At 63.3% G+C, this 19,769-nt stretch carries 20 protein-coding genes; all 20 read right to left on the reverse strand.

All coding sequences use genetic code 11. From position 1 onward, the window contains the following. Window positions 1-976: proline--tRNA ligase (proS, locus tag JWR89_RS06100; protein ID WP_299713075.1), on the reverse strand; the 976-nt coding region annotated here is incomplete at its 3' end. 515 nt (window positions 977-1,491) lie between these two features. After that, window positions 1,492-1,869 carry a hypothetical protein gene (locus JWR89_RS06105; RefSeq protein WP_299713077.1) on the reverse strand — a complete coding sequence of 126 codons (378 nt, stop codon included), beginning with the start codon at window positions 1,867-1,869 and terminating at the stop codon, window positions 1,492-1,494. 48 nt (window positions 1,870-1,917) lie between these two features. After that, window positions 1,918-2,193, reverse strand: a complete 276-nt coding sequence (locus JWR89_RS06110; RefSeq protein WP_299713080.1) for a DUF1467 family protein — start codon at window positions 2,191-2,193, stop codon at window positions 1,918-1,920. Between the two features lie 3 nt (window positions 2,194-2,196). Then, window positions 2,197-2,601, reverse strand: coding sequence for a methylmalonyl-CoA epimerase (gene mce, locus JWR89_RS06115; RefSeq protein WP_299713082.1), 405 nt, complete (start codon window positions 2,599-2,601; stop codon window positions 2,197-2,199). Between the two features lie 27 nt (window positions 2,602-2,628). Next, window positions 2,629-4,308: a ribonuclease J gene (locus JWR89_RS06120; RefSeq protein WP_299713085.1), complete on the reverse strand. Its 1,680-nt coding sequence runs from the start codon at window positions 4,306-4,308 to the stop codon at window positions 2,629-2,631. After that, window positions 4,305-5,120, reverse strand: coding sequence for a biotin--[acetyl-CoA-carboxylase] ligase (locus JWR89_RS06125; RefSeq protein WP_299713088.1), 816 nt, complete (start codon window positions 5,118-5,120; stop codon window positions 4,305-4,307). The genes JWR89_RS06120 and JWR89_RS06125 overlap by 4 nt, the downstream gene beginning before the upstream one ends. Then, window positions 5,121-6,557 (reverse strand): NADH-quinone oxidoreductase subunit NuoN, encoded by a 1,437-nt coding sequence (gene nuoN / locus JWR89_RS06130; protein ID WP_299713091.1) that lies wholly within the window; start codon window positions 6,555-6,557, stop codon window positions 5,121-5,123. A gap of 25 nt (window positions 6,558-6,582) precedes the next feature. After that, window positions 6,583-8,109 (reverse strand): NADH-quinone oxidoreductase subunit M, encoded by a 1,527-nt coding sequence (locus JWR89_RS06135; RefSeq protein WP_299713094.1) that lies wholly within the window; start codon window positions 8,107-8,109, stop codon window positions 6,583-6,585. Continuing rightward, on the reverse strand, window positions 8,109-10,172 hold the full coding sequence (nuoL, locus tag JWR89_RS06140) for an NADH-quinone oxidoreductase subunit L (protein ID WP_299713097.1): 2,064 nt from the start codon (window positions 10,170-10,172) through the stop codon (window positions 8,109-8,111). The genes JWR89_RS06135 and nuoL overlap by 1 nt, the downstream gene beginning before the upstream one ends. 7 nt (window positions 10,173-10,179) lie before the next feature. Next, window positions 10,180-10,488 (reverse strand): NADH-quinone oxidoreductase subunit NuoK, encoded by a 309-nt coding sequence (nuoK, locus tag JWR89_RS06145; protein ID WP_299713100.1) that lies wholly within the window; start codon window positions 10,486-10,488, stop codon window positions 10,180-10,182. Beyond that, window positions 10,485-11,123: an NADH-quinone oxidoreductase subunit J gene (locus JWR89_RS06150; RefSeq protein WP_299713103.1), complete on the reverse strand. Its 639-nt coding sequence runs from the start codon at window positions 11,121-11,123 to the stop codon at window positions 10,485-10,487. The genes nuoK and JWR89_RS06150 overlap by 4 nt, the downstream gene beginning before the upstream one ends. Window positions 11,124-11,132: 9 nt before the next feature. After that, a complete protein-coding gene (nuoI, locus tag JWR89_RS06155; RefSeq protein WP_299713106.1) occupies window positions 11,133-11,621 on the reverse strand; it encodes an NADH-quinone oxidoreductase subunit NuoI in 489 nt (162 codons plus the stop codon). Window positions 11,622-11,628: 7 nt separating this feature from the next. Further along, the gene (gene nuoH / locus JWR89_RS06160) at window positions 11,629-12,654 is read right to left on the reverse strand and encodes an NADH-quinone oxidoreductase subunit NuoH (protein WP_299713109.1); all 1,026 of its coding nucleotides are present in this window, start codon (window positions 12,652-12,654) and stop codon (window positions 11,629-11,631) included. Between the two features lie 4 nt (window positions 12,655-12,658). After that, on the reverse strand, window positions 12,659-14,731 hold the full coding sequence (gene nuoG / locus JWR89_RS06165) for an NADH-quinone oxidoreductase subunit NuoG (RefSeq protein WP_299713111.1): 2,073 nt from the start codon (window positions 14,729-14,731) through the stop codon (window positions 12,659-12,661). Window positions 14,732-14,891: 160 nt separating this feature from the next. After that, on the reverse strand, window positions 14,892-16,217 hold the full coding sequence (gene nuoF / locus JWR89_RS06170) for an NADH-quinone oxidoreductase subunit NuoF (RefSeq protein ID WP_299713113.1): 1,326 nt from the start codon (window positions 16,215-16,217) through the stop codon (window positions 14,892-14,894). An 11-nt stretch (window positions 16,218-16,228) separates the two neighbouring features. Beyond that, window positions 16,229-16,441, reverse strand: a complete 213-nt coding sequence (locus JWR89_RS06175; protein ID WP_299713115.1) for a hypothetical protein — start codon at window positions 16,439-16,441, stop codon at window positions 16,229-16,231. After that, window positions 16,438-17,232 (reverse strand): NADH-quinone oxidoreductase subunit NuoE, encoded by a 795-nt coding sequence (gene nuoE, locus JWR89_RS06180; RefSeq protein ID WP_299713117.1) that lies wholly within the window; start codon window positions 17,230-17,232, stop codon window positions 16,438-16,440. Before nuoE ends, JWR89_RS06175 begins: the two co-directional genes overlap by 4 nt. Before the next feature lie 10 nt (window positions 17,233-17,242). Further along, entirely contained in the window at window positions 17,243-18,211 is a 969-nt protein-coding gene (locus JWR89_RS06185; protein WP_299713119.1) for an FkbM family methyltransferase, read from the reverse strand. Further along, window positions 18,208-19,398, reverse strand: a complete 1,191-nt coding sequence (locus JWR89_RS06190) for an NADH-quinone oxidoreductase subunit D (RefSeq protein WP_299713122.1) — start codon at window positions 19,396-19,398, stop codon at window positions 18,208-18,210. Before JWR89_RS06190 ends, JWR89_RS06185 begins: the two co-directional genes overlap by 4 nt. Before the next feature lie 2 nt (window positions 19,399-19,400). Beyond that, window positions 19,401-19,769: NADH-quinone oxidoreductase subunit C (locus JWR89_RS06195; RefSeq protein WP_299713124.1), on the reverse strand; the 369-nt coding region annotated here is incomplete at its 5' end.

The raw sequence follows: 19,769 nt of genomic DNA on the forward strand, positions 1-19,769 counted from the left end.
CCCCGACCAGCCGCGAAACGCCGACGCCGTAGGAGCCGCCATGGACCGCCTGCTCGGCGCCGTCAGGGCCGGCCACCAGCGCCTTCATGGCGTCGGAATACTTGGTGCCGAAATAGAAGATCTGGCCGACCTCGATGCCGCGGGTGTGGACCTGTTTTTCGGCCGGCACTTCGCGCGCGTAGCGCTCCGCGTCATGGACGTCTTCGGTCGCGGCGTAGACCGTGGTCCACTGCTTGATGATGTCAGTAAGGTCAGCATCGTAGTCGATGTCATCGCCGGGCACCGGCAGATCGAGCACGTCGCTGTTGCAGTACACCGCGGACTCGCCAGTCTCTGCCAGCAGAATGAATTCGTGGCTATGGTCGCCGCCGATCGGGCCGGTCTCGGCGCGCATCGGGATCGCCTTGATGCCCATGCGGGCGAAGGTCCGCAGATAGGCGACGAACATCCGGTTATAGGTGCGCAGTGCTGCGGCTTCGTCGATATCGAACGAATAGCCGTCCTTCATGAAGAACTCGCGGCCCCGCATCACGCCGAATCGCGGGCGCTGCTCGTCGCGGAATTTCCACTGAATGTGATAGAGATTGAGCGGCAGGCTCTTGTACGACTTCACGTAGGAGCGAAAGATCCCCGTGATCATCTCCTCGTTGGTCGGGCCATAGAGCAATTCGCGCTTGTGGCGATCCTGGATCCGCAGCATCTCCGGGCCATAGGCCTCGTAGCGCCCGCTTTCGCGCCACAGGTCGGCGAGCTGCAGCGTCGGCATCAACAGCTCGATGGAGCCGGCGCGATCCTGTTCCTCGCGCACGATCTGTTCGATCTTGCGGAGCACCCGCAGGCCCAGCGGCAGCCAGGCATAGATGCCGGCGGCTTCCTGCCGGATCATGCCCGCGCGCAGCATCAGCCGGTGCGAGACGATCTCCGCATCCTTCGGCGTTTCCTTGAGAATGGGCAGAAAATAGCGCGACAATCGCATGGGTACGCTCAAGAATCGGAGGGACGCGGGATACAGCGAGTGAAACCGGATCGGCCGCCAAAACACAAGGGCGGGAGGCCTGCTCCGCGGGAAGAGCGCTGCTTTGACCCGACAAACAGGGCTTAATTCGGTTCGACGCAAATCCGATGACGGCATCGAGGCTCCGATGCGTCGCGGCCGCCACGATGCGGCCGGCGGCCTTGCTGCATCGCAACTTATAATTGAAACGCGGCGATATTTTCCATCGCTGCCTCAATTTTAAACAGCTGTGCTGAAATTGATGACAAACAAAAAAAGATCGGCTACGACTCAAAGCTCAGGCGGTCTGCAAGGACAAAGTCTGGTGGTCCAAGTCTCGGGAGGAGCCCTGACGCGCTCAAGCAGCGTCAACCCGCCAATCAAGGATAAACTCCAACAATTCGGGTAAATAGGGTCGACACAATTTTCCGAGCAGGGCTTTGGCCCTGCTCTTTTTTTTCGAACGACGTGTGAAGATGTCGGCGCGACCGAATTAGTCAGGAAGCCTGCTTCTGCCTGACGCCTGAAAGCCATGAGCACACCATGCCCTGCGCCGCGCCGACGATTCCGAAGGTGAGGACCTGCGGCAACGGGATCGGCACCGCAGTCCAGATCAGCAACATCGCAATGCTGATACCGTAGCCGATGACGGTGGAGGTGATGACCTTCGGCCACAGGCCCATCTTGTCTTCGAGCAGCCAGTCTTCCAGCCACATCACCAGCGACGGCAACAGCCCGAACCAGTAGGCAAACGGCAGGCCCATGATGAAACCCGGCGCGCCGCCGATGGTCTTGCCGGAAGCCAATTCGCGCAGCTCGAACGCCGTGAAACCGACGGCGGGTCCGAGCAGCAGGAAAATCAGGAAGCGTTTCATGCTTTGCCTCATCGACGTCGGCCGCGGCAACGAATGCAGCGTGACGTCCTAGATCGGAATGCCCATCAGCTTCGACAGCCGCTCGATGTTGAAATAATCCATCCGGTAGCAAACCATCCCGATGCCGAACAGCACTGCGGAGATGATCGTGGTCCACAGCAGCTTGCGGCCCATGCGGGCGATGACAGGCGCGCCGGGATCGGTGCCGTCGATGCCCTCGCCGTCCTCGTGCTGGCTGCGCACGCCGAATGGCAAGGTCAGGAACAGGGTGATCCACCAGATCACGAAGTAGACGGCAAGCGCTGTTGAGATCGTATAGGCCATCGATCAGGACTGTTCGATTTCGACGAGCGCGCCGGAGAAATCCTTCGGGTGCAGGAACAACACCGGCTTGCCGTGCGCACCGATCTTCGGCGTGCCATCGCCAAGCACCCGCGCGCCTTCGCTCATCAATTTGTCGCGCGCCGCCAGAATGTCCGGCACTTCGTAGCAGATGTGGTGGATGCCGCCGTCGGGATTGCGCTCGACGAATTTGGTGATCGGAGAATCCTCGCCCAGCGGCTGGATGAACTCGATCTTGGTGTTCGGCAGCGTGGCGAACACCGTGATCACGCCATGCTCGGGCAACGGTACCGTCGCGGAAATCTCGGCACCGAAGGCGGTGCCGTAGATCTTCGCGGCTTTCTCCGCATCGGCCACGGCAATCGCGACGTGGTTGAGCCGGCCCAGCATGGTCTCCTCCGTCTTTGTTTTTGTAGCCTACTTCTCAACCTGCATGATGTGAACGTAGCACATCGTCTTCTTGCCCCACTGCTCCTGCAGCGCCGAGCGCACGGCGCGGCGCACGGATTCCGCGATGGCGTCGGGATCACGCTTCTTCGCCTTCGGCAGGTTTTCGACGATGTTGACGACGAGGTCGAACACGATGTCGTCGATCATCTCGCCCTTGACGTTCTTCTCGGGGATTCCGATCAGATCGACCGCGGGCTCGTCGGCGAGCTCGCCCTTGGCGGTCACGGCCAGGCCCACGAAGGCGCAGCCGGCCATCGCCAGACGGCGCCGCTCGGACACCGCGCGCGACTTGGAATCTTCCAGCAGCAGGCCGTCCTTGTAGATCTTGCCGGAGGGGATTTCCTCGATCACCGCGGGCTCGCCCGGCGACAGCCGGACCAGATCGCCGTTCTTGACGATCATGGTGCGCGGCACGCCGCATTCGCGCGCCAGCTTGGCGTGCTCGTACAGATGCAGCGCTTCGCCGTGCACCGGGATCAGTAGCTGCGGGCGGACCCAGGAGATCATCTCACGCAATTCGTCGCGGCGCGGATGGCCGGAGACGTGGATCAGATGGGTGCGGTCGGTGATCACCTCGACGCCCTGGGTGATCAGGCCGTTGATGATGGTGCCGACGGCCTTCTCGTTGCCGGGAATGGTGCGCGACGAGAAGATCACCGTGTCGCCCTTGTTGAGGGTCACCATCGGATGATCGTCGTTGGCGATACGCGACAGCGCCGCGCGAGGCTCGCCCTGGCTGCCGGTGCACAGCGCGATGACGCGGTCCGGCGGGAGATGGCCGTACATGTCGGCGCCGCGGAACGCCCGGATGCCTTCGAGATAACCCGTCTCGCGCGCGATCTGCACCACGCGTTCCATGGCGCGGCCGACCACGACGACTTCGCGGCCCGACGCCTCGGCGGCCTCGGCCACGGCGCGCAGACGCGCCACGTTGGAAGCAAAGGTGGTAACGGCGACGCGGCCCTTGGCGGCCTTGACCAGTTCGGTGATGGTCTTGGCGACTTCCATCTCGGAGGGTGAGCGCCCTTCCCGCACGGCATTGGTGGAATCGCCGACCAGCGCCAGCACGCCGGCATCGCCGAGCTCGCGCAGGCGGCGCTCGTCGGTGGGTTTGCCGATGATCGGGGTCGGATCGATCTTCCAGTCACCGGTGTGCAGCACAACGCCATGGGAGGTGTGGATCGCCAGCGCGTGGGATTCCGGAATCGAATGCGCGACCGGAATGAACTCGACCTTGAAGGGACCGAGTTCGATGGTGCCGCCGGACGGCACCACGGTGACGGGGATTTTGGGCGGGTTACGCTCCGAGTTGCACTTGGCTTCGAACAGCGAGGCGCTGAACTGCGTCGCATAGATCGGGCACTTCAACTTCGGCCACAGGTCGATGATGGCACCGAAGTGATCCTCATGCGCGTGCGTCAGCACCAGGCCGACCAGGTTCTTGCGCTCCTTCTCGAGGAACCGCACGTCCGGCATCACCAGGTCGATGCCCGGCAGATGCTCCTCGTCGCCAAAGTAGACGCCGAGATCGATCGCCAGCCATTTCTGATTGCCGCGATTGCCCATGCCGTAGATCGACAGGTTCATGCCGATCTGGCCGACGCCGCCGAGCGGCGCGAACGTGAGTTGGTCTGGTTTGGTCGTCATTGTGATGCCCCTGCCGACGCGATCGACCCGAAGTGAACGTCACCGGCAGAAATCGGAACGCATGAGCCGTCCGATGTTCTGACGATCAGACAGCCGCTTTCGTCGATGGTGTCGAAAATGCCTGAAATGGTGGATGAACCCGATTGGATAGAGACCGGCTCGCCGAGTCCTGCGGCGCGCGCCAGCCATTGTTTGCGTATCTCGCGAAAGCCGCGGCCGTCGTCCCAGATGCCGCGATATTCCGACCAGGAGTCGGACAATGCGTTGAAAAGATCTTCGGCGCCGACCTGGACGCCAAGCGCGTTCAGCGAGGTCGCCGGGTACGGCGTGCCTTCGGGAAACGCGACCACGTTGGTGCCGATGCCGACCACCACCGCGAGCCGGTCATCGGCCATGGCTTCGGCCTCCAGCAAGATGCCGGCGAGCTTGGCACGCCCTGCCAGCACGTCGTTGGGCCATTTCAGCGCGAACTTCATATCTTCCGATCCAGGCGACCTGAGCCGCGCCTCCATGCTGACCCGCTGGAGGGCGGCTTCCAATGCCAGTCCCGCCGCAAAGCCGAGGGTGGCTGCGATGGCGGGCGACACGTCCATGACTTCAAGAATAGAACTGGCGAGATTGCCCCGCGGCGCGATCCACGGCCGATGCCGCCGTCCGCGCCCTGCGGTCTGCTCCGAGGTGACGAACCACATCGGGCCGCGCTCGCCGGTGCGGGCGCGGTCCATGGCTTCTACATTGGTTGAGCCGGTGCTGTCGAATGCCGCGAGCCGGTAGCCCGCTGCCGCGGCTCGCGGACCGAGCGAAAACCCCATCTAGAACAGCGACTTGGCGGCAAAAGCCGCCGCGCTGACCAGCGGCGCCGGATACACAAAGAACAGCACATTGAACAGACCGGCCACCGCCAGCACGGTGCGCAGCTCGACTCGCATCGGATCGAGCGAGCCTTTCGGCTCGTCGAAATACATCAGCTTGACGATGGTCAGGTAGTAATAGGCGCCGACCACGCTCGCCAGCACGCCGACCACGGCCAGCACGAACAGCCCGGCCTTGATGGCCGCGATAAAGACGTAGAACTTGGCAAAGAAGCCGGCCAGCGGCGGAATGCCGGCCAGCGAGAACAGGAACATGGCGAAGAAGAACGCCAGCAGCGGGTTGGTGCGCGACAAGCCTGCGAAGTCGCTGATCTTCTCGATAGGCTGGCCGTCCCGCTTCATGGTCAGGATGATGGCGAAGCTGCCCAGCGTCATCGCCACGTAGATCGCCATATAGACCAGCACGCCCTGCGCGCCTTCGGCGGTGCCGGCGGCGAGCCCGACCAGGGCAAAGCCCATATGGCCGATCGAGGAGTACGCCATCAGGCGTTTGATGTTGGTCTGGCCGATGGCCGCGAACGAGCCCAGCACCATCGAGGCGATCGAGACGAATACCACCACCTGCTGCCACTGAAGCATGATGCCCGGGAAGGCGGTCAGCGCGACGCGGGTAAACACCGCCATCGCGGCCACCTTGGGCGCAGAAGCAAAGAACGCGGTGACCGGGGTCGGCGCGCCCTCATAGACGTCGGGCGTCCACATGTGGAACGGCACCGCGGAGACCTTGAAGCACAGGCCGGCGAGCAGGAAGACGAGGCCAAACACGATGCCGACGCTGCCGGTGGTTGCGGCGGCGGCAATGCCAGTGAAGGTCACGGTGCCGGTGAAGCCATAGATCAGCGAGGCGCCGTACAGCAACATGCCGGACGACAGCGCGCCGAGTACGAAGTACTTCAGGCCGGCCTCGGTGGACTTGGCATTGTCGCGGTTGGAGGCGGCGACGACGTAGAGCGCGAGGCTCATCAGTTCGAGGCCGAGGTACAGCATGATCAGATCGCCGGCCGAGATCAGCACGAACATGCCGAGCGTCGAGAGCAGCACCAGGATGGCGTATTCGAAGATGCGTCGGGACTGATGCTCGAGGAACTCGCGCGACAGGATCAGCGTCACGCCGGAGCCGATCAGCGCCAGGATCTTCAGGAAACGGGCAAAGTCATCGACGATGAAGCTGCCGCCGAAGGTGACCAGTTTTCCGGCCGGCAGCATCAATTCGATGGCACCGACCACCACCAGCAGCACGACCGCCAGCACGGTTACCGGCCCGACGGTCTTGGGTCCGCCATAGGCACCCAGCATCAGCAGCACCATGGCGCCAACGGCGAGCACAAGCTCCGGCAGCACGGGCAGCAGCGAATATCCGGCGGTGTCAAAAGTCATTGCGCGTTGTCCTGACCTGCTGCGTTCATGGCAGCAGCGCGGCTGCCTTCACGGCAGTCACTGCGGTGGCATAATTGTTGACGAGGAGCTGTACCGAGGCGGCCGACATGTCGAGCACCGGCTTCGGATAGACGCCGAACCAAATGGTGAGAACGACCAGCGGCGCGAGCAGCACGCCTTCGCGGAAGGTGATGTCCTTGATCCCCTGCAGCGCCGGCTTGGTCAGCGCGCCGAACACCACCTTGCGGTACAGCCACAGGGCATAGCCTGCCGACAGGATAACGCCGGTCGCGGCCACGGTCGCCGTCGGGATGCTGGTCTTGAAAGTGCCGATCAGCGTCAGGAACTCGCCGACAAAGCCGGAAGTGCCGGGCAAACCGACATTGGCCATGGTGAACACCATGAACATCAGCGCGTAGAGCGGCATCCGGTTGACCAGGCCGCCATAGGCCGCGATCTCGCGGGTATGCAGTCGGTCGTAGACAATGCCGACGCAGAGGAATAGCGCGCCCGAGACGATGCCGTGGGAGACCATCTGGAACACCGCACCGGCGACACCCTGGGTATTGCCGGCAAAGATGCCCATGGTGACGAAGCCCATATGGGCGACCGACGAGTACGCAATCAGCTTCTTGATGTCTTCCTGCATCAACGCCACCAGCGAGGTGTAGACGATGGCGATGACCGAAAGCGCCATGACCAACGGCGTGAAGTACACCGAGGCGTCCGGGAACATCGGCAGCGAGAAGCGGAGGAAGCCGTAGCCGCCCATCTTCAGCATGATGGCGGCCAGCACCACGGAGCCCGCGGTCGGCGCCTCGACGTGCGCATCCGGCAGCCAGGTGTGCACCGGCCACATCGGCATCTTCACCGCGAACGAGGCGAAGAATGCAAGCCAGGCCCAGATCTGCAGGTTGCGCGGCACGGCGGTGTGCATCAGCGTCGGAATATCGGTGGTGCCGGCGTTCCAGTACAGCGCCATGATCGCCAGCAGCATCAGCACCGAGCCGAGCAGCGTATAGAGGAAGAACTTGAACGACGCGTAGACGCGGCGCGGGCCGCCCCAGACGCCGATGATCAGGAACATCGGGATCAGGCCGCCTTCGAAGAACAGATAGAACAGCACCAGATCCAGCGCCGAGAAGGTGCCGATCATCAGCGTTTCCAGGATCAGGAACGCCATCATGTATTCCGGCACGCGCTTGGTGATCGATTTCCACGACGCGAGGATGCAGAACGGCATCAGCGCGGTGGTCAGGATCACGAACGGCAGCGAAATGCCATCGACACCCATGTGATAGGTGATGGCGTTGGCGAGCCACGGTGCCTTCTCGACGAACTGGAAGTCGCCGTTGGCGCCATCGTAGCGCATCACCAGGATCAGCGAGACCGCGAAGGTGATCAGCGTTGCCCAGATCGAGATCCAGCGGGCATTGCGGTTGGCGGCCTCGTCGCCGCCGCGCGCCAGCAGATACACCAGAATCGCGCCGACGGTCGGCAGGAAGGTGACGACGGAGAGAATGGGCCAGGTCATGACGGAAGCCGACGACATCACTGGCCTCCCAGGCCGAATATGAACCAGGTGATCAACCCGGCGACGCCGATCAGCATCGCAAAGGCGTAGTGGTAGAGGTAGCCGGTCTGCATCTTGACCGCGCCGCGCGTGATATCGAGCACGCGCGCCGAGATGCCATCGGGGCCGAGGCCGTCGATGATCTTGCCGTCGCCGGTCTTCCACAGGAAGCGCCCGAGCCGTTTGGCGGGACGGACGAAGATCAGGTCATAGAGCTCGTCGAAGTACCACTTGTTGAGCAGGAACTTGTACAGCAGCGGATGCTGGCCGGCGAGTTCGACGGGCAAGTAAGGACGGCGGATGTAGAACATCCACGACACCAGGAAGCCTACGGCCATCATCACCGTCGGCAGATAGGCGATGCTTGCCGGGATGTGGTGCATCTCGTCGATAATATGTGCGTTGTTCTTCAGCGACTCGCGGAAGAACTCGTGCACGCCGTGACCGGCGAACAGCTCCTTGAACGGAAAGCCGGCCAGGATCGAACCGGCGCCGAGCACCGCCAGCGGCACCAGCATCCAGTACGGCGCCTCATGCGCGGCATCGTAATGCTTCTTGTCGTGCGGCTCGCCGTGGAAGGTCTTGAAGATCAGGCGCCAGGAATAGAACGAGGTCAGGCCGGCGGCGATCACCGTCATCAGGAAGCCGTACAGCGCGAACGGGTTGTGCGCGACATAGGCGGCCTCGATGATGGCGTCCTTGGAGAAGTAGCCGGCGGTCAGCGGGAAGCCGGTCAGCGCCAGGGTGCCGATCACCATCATGCTGTAGGTGAAGGGGATCTTGTCCTTCAGCCCGCCCATGTGGCGGATGTCCTGCTCGTGATGCATCGCGTAGATCACCGAGCCGGAGCCCAGGAACAGCAGCGCCTTGAAGAAGGCATGCGTGAACAGGTGGAACATGGCGACCGAATAGGCCCCTGCCCCCAGCGCCACGAACATGTAGCCGAGCTGCGAACAGGTCGAATAGGCGACGATGCGCTTGATGTCGTTCTGCACCAGACCGATGGTAGCGGCGAACAGCGCGGTGGTGCCGCCAACCAGCATGACGAAGGCCTGCGCGTTCGGCGCCAGCTCGAACAGCGGCGACATCCGCGCCACCAGGAACACGCCGGCGGTGACCATGGTCGCGGCATGGATCAGCGCCGACACCGGGGTCGGGCCTTCCATGGCGTCCGGCAGCCAGGTGTGCAGCAGGAACTGGGCCGACTTGCCCATCGCGCCCATGAACAGCAGCAGGCAGGTCAGGGTCAGTGCATCGGCATGCCAGCCGAAGAAGTCGATGGTCTTGCCGGCGAGACCGGGCGCGCTGGCGAAGATGGTATCGAAGTCGGTCGAGCCGATCAGCATGAAGATCGAGAAGATGCCGAGCAGGAAGCCGAAATCGCCGACCCGGTTGACCACGAAGGCCTTGATCGCCGCGGCATTGGCAGTCGGCTTCTGGTACCAGAACCCGATCAGCAGGTAGCTCGCCAGGCCGACGCCCTCCCAGCCGAAGAACAACTGCAGCAGGTTGTCGGCGGTCACCAGCATCAGCATCGCGAAGGTGAACAGCGAAAGGTAGGCCATGAAGCGCGGCCGGTTCGGATCGTCTTCCATGTAGCCGAGGGAATAGATGTGCACGAGCGACGACACGGTGGTGACGACGACCAGCATCACCGCGGTGAGCGTATCCACCCGCAGCGTCCAGGACAGCTGCAGGTCGCCCGAGGTGATCCACGGCATTAATACCACGCGCGCATCGTGGTGCATGAAGCCGACATCGATCAGCGTCATCCAGGACAGTACGGCGGAGACCACGAGAAGCACGGAGGTGATCAGCTCGGCAGCGCGCGAACCGGCGGCAGCCGGCTCGACCGCGTGATGGTCGTCGTGGCCGTGATCGTCGCCGGCGTGGTCTTCATGGGCATGCGCGGCATGGCCGTGCGCATCGTCGTGATGATCGAGTTCGTCGCCGCTCGGGTTGCGCGCATGCGCGCCCGACAGAGCGATCAGGCCCGCGATGAGCGCGCCGATCAGCGGCAGGAATACAAGAGCCTGGATCATAGCTGGCTCAGCCCTTCATCAGATTGACGTCTTCAACCGCGATCGAGCCGCGGTTGCGGAAATAGACCACCAGAATGGCGAGCCCGATGGCGGCCTCGGCTGCGGCCACGGTCAGCACCAGCAACGCGAACACCTGGCCGACGATGTCGCCGAGATGCGTCGAGAACGCCACGAAGTTGATGTTGACGGCGAGCAGGATCAGTTCGACCGACATCAGGATGACGATCACGTTCTTGCGGTTGAGGAAGATGCCGAGAATACCGAGCGTGAACAGGATCGCGCCGACCGCCAGGTAGTGTCCGAGACCGATCGTCATTTCACCCACTCCCCGGCGTCGGCATCCTGCAGGCCCTGCCCGGCCGTGACCTTGCGCACGTCCATGGCGAGGGCCGGTGTGCGAGCGTTCTGCACGTTGATGTCCTGGCGCTTGACGTTCGACTTGTGGCGCAGCGTCAGCACGATGGCGCCGATCATGGCCACCAGCAGGATCATGGCGGCAAGCTGGAAGTAATGGATGTACTTCGTATACAGCACCAGGCCGAGCGCCTCGGTGTTGCTGATATTGGCCGGGATCGCCGCCGTGATCGACTTGGTCACGGCCGGGTTCATTACCCAGCCGCCGACCACGAGCAGCAACTCGGCGAGGAAGATCACGCCGATCAGGAGACCGAACGGCAGGTATTCGATGAAGCCCTCGCGCAGCTGCGTGAAATCGACGTCGAGCATCATGATGACGAACAAGAACAGCACCGCGACCGCACCGACATAGACGACGATCAGGAGCATCGCCAGGAACTCGGCGCCCATCAGGATGAACAGACCGGACGCGTTGACGAAAGCGAGGATCAGGAACAGCACGGAGTGCACAGGATTGCGCGAGGCAATCACCATCACCGCGCTGGCGACGCAGACGCCGGCGAACAAGTAGAAGAACAGTGCGGGAAGGATCATGACTCTGTCCTACCGGTACGGCGCGTCGAGTTCGATGGATTTTGCAAGCTCGCGCTCCCAGCGGTCGCCGTTGGCGAGCAGCTTCGCCTTGTCATAGTACAATTCCTCACGCGTCTCGGTCGCGAATTCGAAATTCGGTCCCTCGACGATCGCATCCACCGGACAGGCCTCCTGGCACAATCCGCAATAGATGCACTTCACCATGTCGATGTCGTAGCGCACGGTGCGGCGGGTGCCGTCGTTGCGACGCGGGCCGGCCTCGATGGTGATGGCCTGCGCCGGACACACGGCTTCGCACAGCTTGCAGGCGATGCAGCGTTCCTCGCCGTTCGGATAGCGGCGCAGCGCATGCTCGCCACGGAAACGCGGCGAGATCGGCCCCTTCTCGAACGGGTAATTCAGCGTCGGCTTCGGCTTGAAGAAATAGCGCATGGCGAGAAAGAACGCCGAAACGAATTCCGTCAGCAGCAGCGAATGAGCGGTTGCCCTGATATTCATAGTGACCTCATTTCGGAGCAAGCCCCCCGAATTGCAGCACCGCGGCGACGATCACGACCATCGCCAGCGACAGCGGCAGAAACACCTTCCAACCCAGCCGCATCAGCTGGTCGTAGCGGTAGCGCGGCACGATCGCCTTCGCCATCGCAAACATGAAGAACATGAAAAATACCTTGAGCACGAACCAGATGATTCCGGGCACCCAGGTGAACGGCGCGAACGGGATCGGCGACAGCCAGCCGCCGAGGAACAGGATGGTGCCGAGCGCGCACATGGTGGTGATGGCGACGTATTCGCCGAGCATGAACAGCAGATACGGCGTCGAGCCGTATTCGGTCATGAAGCCGGCCACCAGTTCCGATTCGGCCTCGACCAGATCGAACGGCGGACGGTTGGTTTCCGCCAGCGCCGAGACGTAGAAGATCACGAACATCGGGAACAGCGGCAGCCAGTACCAGCCGAGCATGCCCCACTTGCCGTTCTGAGCCTCGACCACCGCGGTCAGATTCAGCGAACCGACGCACAGCAGCACGGTGATGATAACGAAGCCGATCGAGACTTCGTAGGACACCATCTGCGCAGCGGAACGAAGGGCTGCGAGGAACGGATATTTCGAGTTCGACGACCAGCCGGCCATGATGACGCCGTACACGCCCAGCGACGAGATCGCGAGGATGTAGAGCACGCCGACATTGATGTCGGCGATCACCCAGCCGACGTCCATCGGGATCACGGCCCAGGCCGCGAGCGCCAGCACGCAGGACACCAACGGCGCCAGCAGGAACACGCCCTTGTTGGCGCTGGAGGGAACCACCGGCTCCTTCAGCACGAACTTCAGGAGATCCGCGAAGGACTGCAGCAGGCCGAACGGACCTACCACGTTGGGCCCGCGGCGAATCTGCACCGCCGCCCAGATCTTGCGATCCGCCAGCAGGATATAGGCGATGGCGATCAGCAGCACGACGAGCAGAAGCAGGCTCTGCGCGATCATGATGATCAGCGGCCACAGGGTACTGGTCCAGAATTCAGCCATCGGTTTACTCCGCCGCCGTCAGCATCTGGCCGGAGGCCAGGCGGGAACATTCCGCCATGATAGCTGACGCGCGCGCGATCGGGTTGGTCAGGTAGAAATCCTCAACGGAGCTCTTGAACGCCGTCTTCTCGACGCTGCCGGCTCTGCCCGCAAGGGTCTTGATCGCACCGGCATCGCCGGCCTCGATCTGGTCGAGCCGTATCAGATGCGGCACCGCCTTGAAGATCGCCTGCCGTAACGCGGCCAGCGAGTCGTAGGGCAGCTTGTGGCCCAGCACATCGGACAGTGCGCGGATCACCGCCCAGTCCTCCCGGGCTTCGCCGGGCGGGAACGCGGCGCGCGCCGCCATCTGCACGCGGCCTTCGGTGTTGACGTAGAGGCCGGATTTTTCGGTATAGGCCGCGCCCGGCAGGATCACGTCGGCGCGGTGCGCACCGCGGTCGCCATGGGTGCCGATATAGACCACGAAGGTGCCGTCGGCGACCTGGACGTCATCGGCGCCGAGCGAGAACAGCAGGTCGAGCGACCCCGCGGTGCTCATCTGTGCGACGCTGAGGCTGCCGGCGCTCGGCGCAAAGCCGATATCGAGCGCGCCGACCTTGGAGGCCGTCGCCTGCAGCACGGCAAAGCCGTTCCAGCCATCCTTGATGGCGCCAAAGTCGGACGCCAGCTTCGCCGCCATCGCGAGCACCGCCACACCATCGGCGCGCGATACCGCGCCGGCACCGACCAGCACGATCGGCTTCTTGGCGTTCTTCAGGATATCGGCGAAGGCATTCTTGCCGGCGGCGAGATCGCCCAGCGAGTCCGTGCCCGCGCCGAGATAATCATAGAGATAAGTCAGGTCGGCCTTCTCGCCGATCACGCCGATCTTGAGCTGGCCGGTCCGCCAGCGCTTGCGGATGCGCGCGTTGAGAACGGCGGCTTCCTTGCGCGGGTTGGAGCCGACGATCAAAATCGCGTCGGCCTCTTCGATGCCGGCGATGGTCGGGTTGAAGATGTAGGAGGCACGGCCGGCGGCCGGATCGAAGGCGGCGCCTTGGGTGGCCAAATTGGCCGAGCCCATGCCGGCCAGCAACTGCTTCAGCGCGAACATCTCCTCAACGGCGGCGAGGTCGCCGGCGATGGCACCGACCTTCTTGGCATCGGTGCGCGCGACCTTGGCAGCGATGGCGCTAAACGCTTCCGCCCAGGTCGCGGCGCGCAGCTTGCCGTTCTCGCGGACGAAAGGCCGGTCCAGCCGCTGGGTGCGCAGGCCATCGACGATGTGGCGGGTCTTGTCGGAAATCCATTCCTCGTTCACCGCCTCGTTGACGCGCGGCAGAATGCGCATCACTTCGCGGCCGCGGGTATCGACGCGGATCGCAGATCCCACGGCGTCCATCACGTCGATCGACTGCGTCTTGCCGAGCTCCCAAGGGCGCGCGGCGAAGGCGTAGGGTTTCGAGGTCAGCGCGCCCACCGGGCAGATATCGACCAGGTTACCCTGCAATTCGCTCGTCAGTGCGGTCTCGAGATAGGAGGTGATCTCCATGTCCTCGCCGCGGCCGGTGGCGCCCATCTCGGGCACGCCGCAGACTTCGGTGGCGAAACGGACGCAGCGCGTGCACTGGATGCAGCGGTTCATCGAGGTCTTGACCAGCGCGCCGAGGTACTTGTCCTCGACCGCGCGCTTGTTCTCGGCAAAGCGGCTGGAATCGACGCCGTAGCCCATCGCCTGATCCTGCAGATCGCACTCGCCGCCCTGATCGCAGATCGGGCAATCCAAGGGGTGGTTGATCAGCAGGAATTCCATCACGCCCTCGCGGGCCTTCTTGACCATCGGCGACTTGGTGGAAATCTCCGGCGGTTCTCCCTTGGGACCAGGTCGGCAGTCGCGCACGCCCCAGGCGCAGCTTGCCACCGGCTTCGGTCCGCCCTTCACCTCGACCAGACACATCCGGCAATTGCCGGCGATCGACAGCCGCTCGTGGTAGCAAAAGCGTGGGATCTCGGCGCCCGCCGCCTCGCATGCCTGCAACAGCGTGTACTCCGCGGGGACATCGATCTCTTTGCCGTCGATGATAAGTTTGGTCATTTCTGTTCCGTAGCTCTCACGATGAGCGAAGCGTCAAGTAAACCAGGAGCGCGATCGTGACCGCGATTCCCATAATCATGCCGAGCCGCTCTAGATTGGCCACAACTCGTAGAAAGCAATTCATGGTTTTCGTCGCCATCACCACCTCCTCTGCCAAACGTTACTCCGCCGCGACCATATGCGCGGGATCGAGAATGCCCTGGTCATCGACGCTGGCCTTGCGGCTGAAATCGTCGATGCGGCGTTCGATCTCCGGGCGGAAGGCGCGGATCAGGCCCTGCACCGGCCACGCGGCGGCGTCGCCGAGCGCGCAGATGGTATGGCCTTCGACCTGCTTGGTGACTTCCAGCAGCATGTCGATCTCGCGCTTGTGGGCGCGGCCCTCGACCATGCGGTTGAGCACGCGCCACATCCAGCCGGTGCCCTCCCGGCACGGCGTGCACTGGCCGCAGCTCTCATGCTTGAAGAAGTAGCTGATGCGGGCGATCGCCGCGACCACGTCGGTGGACTTGTCCATGACGATGACGCCGGCGGTGCCGAACGACGACTTCACCGCGCGGGTGCCGTCGAAATCCATGATCAGCTCTTCGCAATCCGCCGCCGGGATCAGCGGGCACGAGGCGCCGCCGGGAATGATCGCCAGCAGATTGTCCCAGCCGCCGCGGATGCCGCCGCCGTGCTTCTCGATCAACTCGCGGAACGGAATGCTCATGGCGTCTTCAACGACGCAGGGTGTATTGACGTGGCCGGAGATGCCGTAAAGCTTGGTGCCGACATTGTTGGGCCGGCCGATGCTGGCGAACCAGCCGGCGCCGCGACGCAGGATGTCCGGCGCCACCGCGATCGATTCCACGTTGTTCACCGTAGTCGGGCAGCCGTACAGACCAACGTTGGCCGGGAATGGCGGCTTCAGCCGCGGCTGGCCCTTCTTGCCCTCGAGGCTCTCCAGCAGCGCGGTCTCCTCGCCGCAGATATAGGCGCCGGCGCCGTGAGCGACGTAGAGGTCGAACGGGAAACCGTGGACGTTGTCCTTGCCGATCAGCTTCGCCGCATAGGCCTGGTCGATCGCCGCCTGCAGGTGCTCGCGCTCGCGGATGAATTCACCGCGCACGTAGATATAGCCGACGTGGGCGCCCATGGCGCAGCCCGCAATCAGGCAGCCTTCGACCAGCAGATGCGGGTCGTGCCGCATGATCTCGCGATCCTTGCAGGTGCCGGGCTCGGATTCGTCGGCGTTGACGACGAGGTAGCTCGGCCGGCCATCGGACGAATCCTTCGGCATGAACGACCACTTCATGCCGGTTGGGAAGCCCGCCCCGCCGCGGCCGCGCAGGCCAGACGCTTTCATTTCGGCGACGATCCAGTCGCGGCCCTTGTCGAGAACGGCCTTGGTACCGTCCCACGCGCCGCGACGGCGCGCGCCCTCGAGGCCCCAGTCCTCTAGGCCGTAGAGATTGCGGAAGATGCGGTCCTTGTCGTCGAGCATGGCTTCCTCGATCAGCGATTGGCTTGCTTGTAGGCGAGCATTGCGGCGCAAGCGCCGAACACCACGGCCCACAGCAGGCTTGATTCAAGCGTGGCGCTCAAGAAGAAGCGCTGCAGCAGAAATATGAAGGTTGCGGCCGCAGCGGTATGCAGGGCGACGTAGAGCCACTTGTTCATAGCTGCGGCACCTGTGCGCGTTGCGGAAATCACAAAATCCAACATCATTTTTTCGGGGCCTTCTTGGAGCCCGAACCGGAAGGCGTATTTTCCTTGGTCGCGTCGGCCGCAGGCGCTTTCGGCGCCGGGCTCTCGCGGTCGCTGGCGGACTTGGTCGGCTTCTTGGCGTCGCCGTCGGCGAGCGCCGGTTCCTTCGGCGCGTCCAGTTCGATCGCCGGGCGCGTCATGGCACCGCCACCGATCAGCGTGCGTGCGCCGCCCTCAGGCGCCGCGAACTGGCGCCCGATCTGCGAACCGGGCTTCGGCGGCATGCCGGCGGCAAAGCCATCGATCAGTTTATTGAAGCTCTCCTTGGTGAGGTCTTCGTAAGTGTCGCTCCAGATCATCGCCATCGGGGCATTGACGCAGGCGCCGAGGCATTCGACCTCTTCCCAACTGAAATCGCCATCATCAGACAGGTGGAACGGATCGTGGTGGATGCGGTGCTGGCAGACGTCAATGATGTCGCCGGCGCCACGCAGCATGCAGGGCGTGGTGCCGCAGACCTGGATATGCGCCTTCTTGCCAACCGGCTGTAGCTGGAACTGAGTGTAAAAAGTCGCGACTTCGAGCACGCGGATATACGGCATCCCCAGCATATCGGCGACGTAGCGGATGGCGGCTTCCGAAACCCAGCCGGCATGCTGCTCCTGCGCGCGCCACAGAATCGCAATGACCGCAGATGCCTGCCGGCCTGCCGGATATTGCGCGATCTGCTTCTGCGCGAACGCGAGGTTCTCCGGCGTGAAGGCGAAGGTCGCGGGCTGCAGTTCTTTCGGTGCCAGGCGGCGGACGGACATGTCTAGTCTCTCATTGAGTGCGGCGCGACGCGCTCGCATTCAGGCTGTTGATACGATCGAGCCAAAACGCGCTCGCGGTGCCGAACACGTTGTAACCCACGTTGGTGGAAACCTTGATGCGGTCGAGAATGGAAAGGTCGGCCACGGTCTCGAAGCGGTTGCTTGCGGGATCGCGCACGAACAGCTTCAGCGGCGTGTGTTCGAGGATAAAGCGCGACACCGTGTGGGCGGGGTCGTTGCCGTGCTCTTCGCACATGATCACCGAGTCGGCCTGCAGCAAACGCGTGCCGCCCTTGATGGCTTCGATCTCGACGCCTTCGACGTCGAGCTTGATCAGGTACTTGCCGTTCGCCGACACCCTGCCGTCATCGAGCAGATCGTCGAGCGCCAGCACCGGCACCTGCTCGCCCGCGGCATCGGCCGCGCCGGCGATGCTGAACGCCTCGTGCTTGGTGCCGGAAAGGTTGGCCGTACCGCGAACCGCGCCGATCGCACATTTGATCGGCTCGAAGCGGCCGCCGTTGATCCTGGCGTTGTTGCTCAATTTGGCGAAATTTTGCGCCGACGGCTCGATCGCGATCGCCTTGTGCGCGCCGAACGGCGCGCTCGAAACCAGCACTGACCAGTAGCCGTAATTCGCGCCACAATCGAGCAGGGTGTAATCGACATCGACGGAATGCCGGAACAGCAGTTCAAGTTCGTCCTCGTAGGAAAATGCGGGATCGAGTAGCTTGCTCCAGTAGCCATCGCTGAACGGAAACGCGAACAGCGCGTCCGGATTGAGTTTCACCACGATGTCGCGGCTCGGCACTGCGGTGCGCAGCAGATTGGCGCACATGATGTAGCCGCGATGCGAGAACGGCGCCGACAACCTGCAGCCCGCCATCAGCGCGAACGCGGCCAGACGCTCCCAGGGATTGACACCCTGGAAAGCGCCGGAGGCCCGGTCGAACTGAATGGGAGCCTGCGCGGATGTCACCGATCGACCTCTCCGAACACGATGTCGAGCGAGCCGAGGATCGCGGAGACGTCGGCGAGCAGATGGCCCTTGCAGATGAAGTCCATCGCCTGCAGGTGCGCGAAGCCCGGCGCGCGGATCTTGCACTTGTAGGGCTTGTTGGTTCCGTCGGAGACCAGGTACACGCCGAACTCGCCCTTCGGCGCTTCGACGGCGACATAGACCTCGCCTTCCGGCACCCGAAAACCTTCGGTGTAGAGCTTGAAGTGATGGATCAACGCTTCCATCGAGCGCTTCATCTCGCCACGACGCGGAGGCGAGACCTTGTGGTCATCGACGACCACCGGGCCCTGCCCGTCCGGCGCGCGCAGCTTGGCGATGCACTGCTTCATGATCCGCACCGACTGGCGCATTTCTTCCATACGGATGCAGTAGCGGTCGTAGCAGTCGCCGTTCTTGCCGATCGGAATGTCGAAATCCATCTCGGCGTAGCATTCATAGGGCTGCGACTTGCGCAGATCCCACGCCGCGCCCGAGCCACGCACCATGACGCCCGAAAAGCCCCAGGCCCAGCATTCGTCGAGCGACACCACGCCGATGTCGACGTTGCGCTGCTTGAAGATGCGGTTGCCGGTGAGCAGGGTTTCGAGATCGGCGACCACGCCCAGGAACGGCTCGCACCACGCCTCGATATCGTCGATCAGTTTCGGTGGCAGATCCTGATGAACGCCGCCGATTCGAAAGTAGGCTGCATGCATGCGCGAGCCGGACGCCCGCTCGTAGAACACCATCAGCTTCTCGCGTTCCTCGAAGCCCCACAGCGGCGGCGTCAGCGCGCCGACATCCATGGCCTGCGTGGTCACGTTGAGAAGATGCGACAGGATGCGGCCAATCTCGCAGTACAGCACGCGGATCAACTGGCCGCGACGCGGCACCTCGATGCCGAGCAGCTTTTCCGCCGCGAGGCAAAAAGCGTGCTCCTGATTCATCGGCGCGACGTAATCGAGCCGGTCGAAATACGGAAGCGCCTGCAGATACGTCTTTTGCTCGATCAGTTTCTCGGTGCCGCGATGAAGCAGACCGATATGCGGATCGACGCGCTCGACGACTTCGCCGTCGAGTTCGAGCACCAAGCGCAGCACGCCATGCGCGGCCGGATGCTGCGGTCCGAAATTGATCGTAAAGTTGCGCTGATTTTGGTGAGTCATGGTCAGACTTTCGAGCCTGCCTTCTCGTCGCCCGGCAGCACGGGATAGTCCGCGCCTTCCCAAGGCGAGAGGAAATCGAATTTACGGAATTCCTGATTGAGCCGCACCGGTTCATAGACCACGCGCTTCTCGGCATCGTCGTAACGCACCTCGACGAAGCCGGTCAGCGGGAAATCCTTCCGCAACGGATGACCGTCGAAACCGTAATCGGTCAGCAGCCGGCGCATGTCCGGATGGCCGGTGAAGATCACGCCGTAGAGATCGTAGCATTCGCGCTCGAACCAGTCCGCGCCGGGAAACACGTCGATGATCGAAGGCACCTGCGTGGTCTCGTCGGCCTCGGCGCGCAGCCTGATCCGCGCGTTCATCGT

The sequence above is a fragment of the Tardiphaga sp. genome (genome assembly GCF_028290785.1).
Classification (GTDB): Bacteria; Pseudomonadota; Alphaproteobacteria; order Rhizobiales; family Xanthobacteraceae; genus Tardiphaga.